At 62.1% G+C, this 8,216-nt stretch carries 5 protein-coding genes; 3 read left to right on the top strand and 2 right to left on the bottom strand.

Annotated features, from left to right (window positions below; translation table 11 throughout):
• Window positions 1-99: 99 nt before the first annotated feature.
• Window positions 100-939 carry an alpha/beta hydrolase gene (locus AC1DY9_RS18250; RefSeq protein ID WP_477667254.1) on the top strand — a complete coding sequence of 280 codons (840 nt, stop codon included), beginning with the start codon at window positions 100-102 and terminating at the stop codon, window positions 937-939.
• Window positions 940-1,132: 193 nt separating this feature from the next.
• Here AC1DY9_RS18250 and ppa read toward each other — a convergent pair whose 3' ends face one another.
• Window positions 1,133-1,672, bottom strand: a complete 540-nt coding sequence (gene ppa, locus AC1DY9_RS18245) for an inorganic diphosphatase (protein ID WP_477667248.1) — start codon at window positions 1,670-1,672, stop codon at window positions 1,133-1,135.
• A gap of 307 nt (window positions 1,673-1,979) precedes the next feature.
• Here ppa and AC1DY9_RS18240 point away from each other — a divergent pair, with 307 nt between their 5' ends.
• Window positions 1,980-4,202: a sodium-translocating pyrophosphatase gene (locus AC1DY9_RS18240; protein WP_457278618.1), complete on the top strand. Its 2,223-nt coding sequence runs from the start codon at window positions 1,980-1,982 to the stop codon at window positions 4,200-4,202.
• An 83-nt stretch (window positions 4,203-4,285) separates the two neighbouring features.
• Here the strand turns inward: AC1DY9_RS18240 and AC1DY9_RS18235 are convergent, their stop codons facing one another.
• Window positions 4,286-6,430: an AAA family ATPase gene (locus tag AC1DY9_RS18235; protein WP_477667247.1), complete on the bottom strand. Its 2,145-nt coding sequence runs from the start codon at window positions 6,428-6,430 to the stop codon at window positions 4,286-4,288.
• Between the two features lie 321 nt (window positions 6,431-6,751).
• Between AC1DY9_RS18235 and AC1DY9_RS18230 the strand changes: the two genes are divergently transcribed.
• Window positions 6,752-8,185: an aldehyde dehydrogenase family protein gene (locus AC1DY9_RS18230; RefSeq protein ID WP_477667246.1), complete on the top strand. Its 1,434-nt coding sequence runs from the start codon at window positions 6,752-6,754 to the stop codon at window positions 8,183-8,185.
• Window positions 8,186-8,216 lie beyond the last annotated feature (31 nt).

The raw sequence follows: 8,216 nt of genomic DNA, 5'->3' as shown, positions 1-8,216 counted from the left end.
CGCCTTGCTCATGGCCTTTTTGACTCGCAACGCATCTTGCAAAAACAGCGCTATCAGACCCTAGTCGGAACTCCAACAAGACAATCAATGCTTCAAGCCATGGCAAGCCCGTCATCCAGGCGAAATCCGTCTTCATCCTCCCCTCAAGATCAAGCAGAAACGTCCCCGCACGATGTTCCGCCCAGCGCGTGGTTGCTGGCGCTTGAGTTGCGTGYATTCTGGGAATTCGGCGCATTGCTTCCCGCCTGGCCCTTGCTGGCCCGCGCGCCACGTGGCGACGGCCATGCGGTGATGGTGTTTCCGGGCCTGTCGGCCAATGACGCCACCACGGTGCCGCTGCGCCAATACCTGCAGTCGCTCAATTACAGGCCCTGGGGCTGGGAACAGGGCTTTAACTTCGGCCCGCGCGCCGGCGTGCTGGAAGAAGCCCGCGACAGCCTCGCCCGCACCTTCGACGCCACAGGCCGCAAGGTCAGCCTGATCGGCTGGAGCCTGGGCGGCGTGTATGCGCGCGAACTGGCCAAGGAGCTGCCGCACATGGTGCGCGGCGTGATCACGCTGGGCACGCCCTTCGCGGGCTCGCACAAGGCCACCAACGCCTGGCGCATCTATGAACTCACCAGCGGCCGCAACGTCGAGCGCGAATCCGAAAGCTACGATCTGCCGGCCGCCCCGCCTGTGCCGACCACCAGCATTTATTCGCGCAGCGACGGCGTGGTCGCCTGGCAGGCCAGCATCCAGGCAGCCAGTGCCACCCATCCGCAGACCGAAAACATCGAAGTGCTGGCCAGCCATATCGGCATGGGCGTGAACCCCAGCGCCTGGTGGGCCGTGGCCGACCGCCTGGCACAGCCGGAAGGCCAATGGAAGCCGTTTTCGCGCGAGGACAAGGGCAAGCTGCACGGCCTGGTGTTCCCGGACCCTGCGCGAAAAGCGTAAGGCTTCAACGTGGCGCCGGGCGGCGGCGCACACCGTCTCACCCAAGCATAAAAAAAGCGCCTGCAGACCACGCTGCACGCGCCTTTTTACGTTTCCCTCATCGCCACCGCTATACTTTTTATAGCTGCTTGCGCACGGCGTGTGCTAGTTACAGCACTAAAACGCTTAAATTTTCAGGCTTGGCGCCCGGGTCTCAAGTCTTGCCGGCCTTTGCATAGTTGGCAATGCCATCCGTGATCTCTTTTTTGGCCGCGTCCGGGCCTTCCCAGCCCAGCACCTTGACCCATTTGCCTTCTTCCAGGTCTTTGTAGTGCTCGAAGAAGTGCGCAATCGTCTTCAGGCGCAGCGGGTTCATGTCTTCAGGTTTTTGCCACTGGGTGTAGAGCGAGCATTTCTTGTCGATGGGCACCGCCAGCACCTTGCCGTCTTCACCGGCTTCGTCGGTCATCTTCAGGATGCCGATGGCGCGGCAGGTCACCACCACCCCGGGAATCAGGGGCACCGGGGTGATCACCAGCACGTCGACCGGGTCGCCGTCGCCGCTGATGGTCTTGGGCACGTAACCGTAATTGGTCGGGTAGTGCATGGACGTGCTCATGAAGCGGTCCACAAAAATCGCGCCGGACTCCTTGTCCACCTCGTATTTCACCGGGTCGGCATTCATCGGGATCTCGATGATGACGTTGAAGGATTCGGGAACGTTTTTGCCGGGGGAAACTTTATCGAGGGACATGGTCGCTTGAGTTCTTTATGGAAGGAAGAAGAAAGGAAGGGAAGAAAGGAGAAAAGAAGATTCTTAAAACACATGGGCTACCTGCGCAGCCGTGGCACAGGCCAACTGCTCGGTATTTACCCTCATTTTACTGATTCACACCTTACGGTTCTTAAAGTTGTCATGTTTTCACTGTAAATTGCGCGAGTTGGCCAATCGTCTTGTCTCTACGTAGACCAAGCAACGAGGAAGCAACGCAGCGGGGGTCAAGACACCATTTGCTAGCGTTGAAACCCCCTCCAAGCGAAAAACAACGTAGGAGATTTCTATGACAGGCAACTCAGCGCTTATTCTTGCGCTCGTCTGCGGGCTGGTCGCCGTGGGTTACGGCATCTGGGCTCGCAGCTGGATTCTTTCCCAGGATGCAGGCAATGCCCGCATGCAGGAAATTGCAGCCGCCATCCAGACCGGCGCCGCCGCCTACCTGGCACGGCAATACAAAACCATCGCCATGGTGGGCGTCGTCCTCACCGTACTGATCGGCTTTTTCCTTGACGGAAAAACCGCCATCGGCTTCGTCGTCGGCGCAGTGCTGTCAGGCGCTTGCGGCTTTATCGGCATGAACGTGTCGGTTCGCGCCAATGTGCGCACGGCCCAAGCCGCCACCAAAGGCATTGGCCCCGCGCTTGACGTCGCCTTTCGCGGCGGCGCCATCACGGGCATGCTGGTCGTGGGCCTGGGCCTTCTGGGCGTGACCGGCTTTTACTGGTTCCTGGTGGGCAATGGCAACTACACACCCGACCTCAAGCTGGCCAACCTGCTCAATCCGCTGATTGGTTTTGCTTTCGGCTCGTCGCTGATTTCCATCTTCGCCCGGCTGGGCGGCGGCATCTTCACCAAGGGCGCCGACGTCGGTGCCGACCTGGTGGGCAAGGTCGAAGCAGGTATTCCCGAAGACGACCCGCGCAACCCCGCCGTGATTGCCGACAACGTGGGCGACAACGTGGGTGACTGCGCCGGCATGGCCGCCGACCTGTTTGAAACCTACGCGGTCACGCTGATCGCCACCATGGTGCTGGGCGCCCTGCTGCTCTCAGGCGCGGGCGCCACTGCCGCGGTCTACCCGCTGGCGCTGGGCGGCGTGTCCATCATCGCCTCCATCATCGGCTGCTTCTTCGTCAAGGCCTCTCCCGGCATGAAGAACGTGATGCCGGCCCTGTACAAGGGTCTGGCGATTGCTGGCGTACTGTCGCTGATCGCTTTCTACTTCGTCACGATGTGGTTGATGCCCGACAACGCCGTCACGGCAAGCGGCACGCAGATACGCCTCTTCGGTGCCTGCGCGGTCGGCCTGATCCTGACCGGTGCGCTGTGCTGGGTTACCGAGTACTACACCGGCACGCAGTACAAGCCGGTGCAGCACATTGCACAGGCCTCCACCACCGGCCACGGCACCAACATCATTGCCGGCCTGGGCGTCTCCATGCGCTCGACCGCATGGCCGGTGATTTTTGTCTGTATCGCCATCCTGACGGCGTATTCGCTGGCGGGCCTGTACGGCATTGCGATTGCCGCCACCTCCATGCTGAGCATGGCGGGCATCGTGGTCGCACTGGACGCCTACGGCCCCATCACCGACAACGCCGGCGGCATCGCCGAGATGGCCGACATGCCCCCCGAGGTGCGGGCCGTTACCGACCCGCTGGACGCCGTGGGAAACACCACCAAGGCCGTGACCAAGGGCTATGCCATCGGCTCCGCCGGCCTGGCCGCGCTGGTGCTGTTTGCCGACTACACACACAAGCTCGAAGCCTACGGCAACGTGATCAGCTTCGACTTGAGCAATCCCAAGGTCATCGTCGGCCTCTTTATCGGCGGCCTGATTCCCTACCTGTTCGGCGCCATGGCGATGGAAGCCGTGGGCCGCGCAGCCGGCGCCGTGGTAGTTGAAGTGCGCCGCCAGTTCCGCGACATCAAGGGCATCATGGACGGCACGGGCAAGCCCGAGTACGACACCGCCGTGGACATGCTGACCACAGCCGCCATCAAGGAAATGATGATCCCCTCGCTGCTGCCCGTGGTCGTACCCATCGTGGTCGGCCTGGCGCTCGGTCCCCAGGCACTGGGTGGTCTGCTGATGGGAACCATCGTCACCGGCCTCTTCGTTGCCATCTCGATGTGCACCGGCGGCGGCGCCTGGGACAACGCCAAGAAGTACATTGAAGACGGCCATCACGGCGGCAAGGGTTCCGAGGCACACAAGGCCGCAGTGACCGGCGACACCGTGGGCGACCCCTACAAGGACACAGCCGGCCCGGCCGTGAACCCGCTGATCAAGATCATCAACATCGTGGCGCTGCTGATCGTGCCGCTGGTGATGAAGTTCCACGGCGGTGAAGCCGCGGCGGCCCCGGCAGCACCCATGGCCGCGCCCGCTGCCATGAGTGCACCGGCCGCCACACCGACTGCACCCGCCATGCCGGCCCCCGCGCCCACGCAGGCGCCCAATGCAGCGGCTACCCCAACGCCGGCCGCACCAGCGTCACGCTAGACCGCTCCGGCCCATGCAAAAAGCCCTGCATTGCAGGGCTTTTTCTTTGGGCGGTGAGGACGAAGCTGCAAAGGTTCGTTGACTCAGGCTGGCATCCACTGGCTGGAACCCGGCCCAGGCAGCGCCAGATCCGGTGCGGCAGTCAGGCTTTCAAAGTACCTGATTTCGCGGAGTGCTTCGCTCAGTGTCATCTCTCCGGCATTCATCAGGCAGCCGGTCAGATACTCCGTCAAGGCGGTGTACTGCGCCAGCGTGGCCTTGGTTTCACTGTAAAGCCGCTCGCTCTGGGCTTCCATGATGCTGCGGGTTTCCTCGTCCGGCGGTGCCGTGCCGCCGTCCTTGAGGAGCGCGGCGTAATTCAGCCGGGTCTTGCGGTACATACCCATTTCAGCCACCGCATGGTGCAGCAGCCGCGTGACACGGGTGATGTCATTGTGGGCGCCGCCCGTGGTTCCGTCTTCGCCGAAGAAGATCTCCTCGTTCGCCATGCCGCCCAGCAGCACCCTCACCTCATGCTCCATGTCACCCTTGGTCTGCAGCAGGTTGCTGTCCTGCTTGTGCAGTACAAAGCCGAGGGCATTGTTGCGGGGGTTGGCCTTCAATGAAATTTTGATGGTGGTCATGTCGGCCAGCAGCGCGTTCCAGTTGTCGCCGGCCAGCTTGCGCCGGTGCTGGAAATCCATCAGGAAGTGGCCCCACTCATGCACGGCGATGATGCGCCGGTCACGCTCGCGCTCTTTGGTGGTGTTGTCGTTGACATTGCCCACCAGCACACGCTCGGCGGCCTGCATCAGGGTATGCGCGCCTATCATCTGACCCGCCTGCACCGCGATGATGCCGGCCTGGTTGACCATGGTTTCGAGGTCTGCCGGGCTGCAGCCTTCCGTCAGTTCGACAAAATGGCGCAGGTCCATGTCGGGCAGCACCTTGTCGGCACGCTGGCGCAGGTAGTGGCCGGTGATGGCCAGGCGCTCCTGCTGGTTGGGCATGCGGAAGTCGACCTTCATCTGGAAGCGGCGCAGCATGGCCTCGTCCATCTGCAGGTTGGCCGAATTAAAGTTGGACGCCACGATCCAGATGATTTCAGTATCCGATTTGGTCCGCACACCGTCCAGGATGGCCAGCAACATGTTCTGCGTATCGTCGTCATATTTGCGGTTGCCGCCGCGCCGCATGAAAAGGTCCTGCGCTTCATCAAGAAAGACGATGCAGCGTTTACGCCGCTTGGCCAGCGCCAGGATGCGCGACAAGGTGTTCGAGCCGCCGGCCACATAGCCAGTTTCAAGGTTGGCAGCTGAATGGAAAAGAATCGGCAGGTTCAGCTCTTTGGCGAGGTAGCTGGCCAGCTTGGTTTTGCCGGTACCCGCGGGGCCGCTGAACATCACGTTGAAAGGCTTGTTCACGCCATAAGCGGCGTACTCGAGGCGGCGCTCATATTGGTCGCGGATTTGCGCAACCTCGGCCTTGATGTCGTCCATGCCGACGAGGTCCGCCAAGTCGCCGCTGATCTGCCCCGGGGAAATGAACTTGAGGGATTTGCGCTGCCCGCCTGTCTGGTACCAGAGGAAGGCGATGAGCCCCAGCGTCAAGGTCGCTGATACCAGCGCGCTGGCACCGCCTTTCCAGGCATCCTGTTCGGATTGCGGACGTGCGTCACCGAAACGTTGCTCAAGGCGCGCCAGCATGTCCTTGCTCGCATCATCAAGCGCGCCCCGGGGCACGAAGGTGAGCTTGCCGCCCCAGGGCGCTGTGACGGCTTTGTCGGCCAGTATCTTGGTTTCCATGTCCGAGGGGTAATAGGCGTACTGCCTGCCCTCCGATTCAATCAGCACAAAACGCTCGGAAACGGTCCACAAAATTGGCCGGTAAATGATGGTGATGCGCGTGACCGGATGGGCTTCGAGGAAGCTCAGGACCGACCCGCTTCCGAAGACGACCGGCAATGCGGTGTTGTAAGTCCAGGCCGCTTCAACGCCCGGCCCCGACGCGGCCATGGCCTTGACTTCCAGCGCCATTTTTTCCTGCCGCTCCAGGGTCGACCAGGCGTAATAAGCACTTGCCGGAATCATCAATGCCACGGCCAGAACGGCGAACTTCATGCAAAAGGCCTGGATCGACAACCAGTCGCGCAAACGGGCCACAAAGGCTTTGAACCAGGCCAGCAGGCTGGTGGTGGGCGCGCCGTCGCCGGGTGGGACATCGGCTGGGCTTTTGGTGGGATCAGTCATCGCGGTATGCGTCAAAAAATGTGGACCCGCAGTTGCCGGCTGCCTGCCGCTGTCGTCACGCCAATACGGCCGGGCCGCTGCGTAACATGAGCACCGTTCCCTGCAGGAATTGGCAAGGTGCATGTGTAGGTTCAATCCTACATAAATGCCAATCCTGGCGCAGCAAAGGATTTGTAAATTGGCCGGGACACAACGCTGAGGCTGTGACAAACGCACGGTTTTGGGGAGCGTTACCTCGCGGACCGGCCTGCCCTCATGGCCCATTTCTGCCCGTGGGAGGAGGTAACCTCCGGCCAAGGGCAAATTCAGCACAATAGCGCCATGCAACTCAACTACATCGCCAACACCTCCGTCGCATCTTCTTCAGGCAAAACCATCCCGATGATCGACCCGTCCGACGGGCAGGTGTTTGACGAGATCCAGCGCAGCAACGCGCACGACATTGACACTGCCGTGAAGAGCGCCCGGGAATGTCTGGAACTGGTGTGGGGCCGCTTCAGCGCCGCCGAGCGCGGGCGGCTGCTGATGCGGCTTTCCGCCAAGGTGGCCGAGCATGCCGAAGAACTGGCCATGATCGAGCAGCGCGACTGCGGCAAGCCCACCAAACAGGCACGCGCCGACGCGGCGGCACTGGTGCGCTATTTCGAGTTTTACGCCGGCGCCTGCGACAAGCTGCACGGCGACACCATTCCCTACCTGGACGGCTACAGCGTGATGACCTGGCGCGAGCCACACGGCGTCACCGGCCATGTGATTCCGTGGAATTACCCGATGCAGATCTTCGGCCGCAGCGTGGGCGGCGCGCTGGCCGCAGGCAACGTCTGCGTGGTCAAGCCGGCAGAGGATGCCTGTCTGTCATTGATTCGCGTGGCGCAACTCGCGGCCGAAGTGGGTTTTCCGGCCGGCGCCATCAACATCGTGACCGGCTACGGCCATGAGGTCGGCGACGCGCTGGCCCGCCACAAGGGCATAGACCACATCAGCTTTACCGGCAGCCCCACGGTGGGCACGCTGATCCAGCAGGTGGCGGCCGAGCGCCATTGCCCCGTTACGCTGGAGCTGGGCGGTAAAAGTCCGCAAATCGTGTTTGCCGATGCCGACCTGGATGCCGCCATCCCGGCCATCATCAACGCCATCGTGCAAAACGCCGGGCAAACCTGCTCGGCCGGTTCGCGTCTGCTGGTGGAGCAGGCGATTTACGAACCCCTGCTGCTGCGCTTGGGCGAAGCCTTTGAAAACCTGCGCGTCGGCCCCGCCGCCATGGACCTGGACGTCGGCCCGTTGATCCGGCAAAACCAGCAGCAGCGCGTGTGGGACTTTTTAAGCGATGCGCAGGTTGCCAACATTCCCATGGTGGCTCAGGGCCAGATCGTCGACGAGGCGCCCGACACCGGGTTTTACCAGGCCCCCACCCTGCTGCGCGACGTGCCGGTGATGCACCGGCTGGCGCAGGAGGAAGTGTTTGGCCCGGTGCTGTGCGCGATGAGCTTCAAAAACGAGGATCACGCAGTGGAACTTGCCAATGCCACGCAGTTCGGCCTGGTCGCCGGCATCTGGACGCGCGATGGGGCACGCCAGTTCCGCATGGCCAAACGAGTCAAAAGCGGCCAGGTGTTCATCAACAACTACGGCGCCGGCGGTGGTGTGGAATTACCTTTCGGCGGCGTGAAGTCATCGGGCTACGGCCGTGAAAAAGGCTTTGAGGCCTTGCATGGCTTCACCACGCTGAAAACAGTGGCCATACGGCATGGTTAACCTGAGCTGAGCCGCGGCACCCAGCCAGGTT

It is taken from the genome of Polaromonas sp. P1_F6 (assembly GCF_056405695.1).
Note: the sequence above shows the minus strand (reverse complement) of the source record. Positions and strands in the feature narration are given on the sequence as shown.

Coding starts and splice junctions, on each gene's coding strand:
- ppa (WP_477667248.1), bottom strand. CDS start 1,672: ATGTCCCTCGATAAAGTTTCCCCCGGCAAAAACGTTCCCGAATCCTTC.
- AC1DY9_RS18240 (WP_457278618.1), top strand. CDS start 1,980: ATGACAGGCAACTCAGCGCTTATTCTTGCGCTCGTCTGCGGGCTGGTC.
- AC1DY9_RS18235 (WP_477667247.1), bottom strand. CDS start 6,430: ATGACTGATCCCACCAAAAGCCCAGCCGATGTCCCACCCGGCGACGGC.
- AC1DY9_RS18230 (WP_477667246.1), top strand. CDS start 6,752: ATGCAACTCAACTACATCGCCAACACCTCCGTCGCATCTTCTTCAGGC.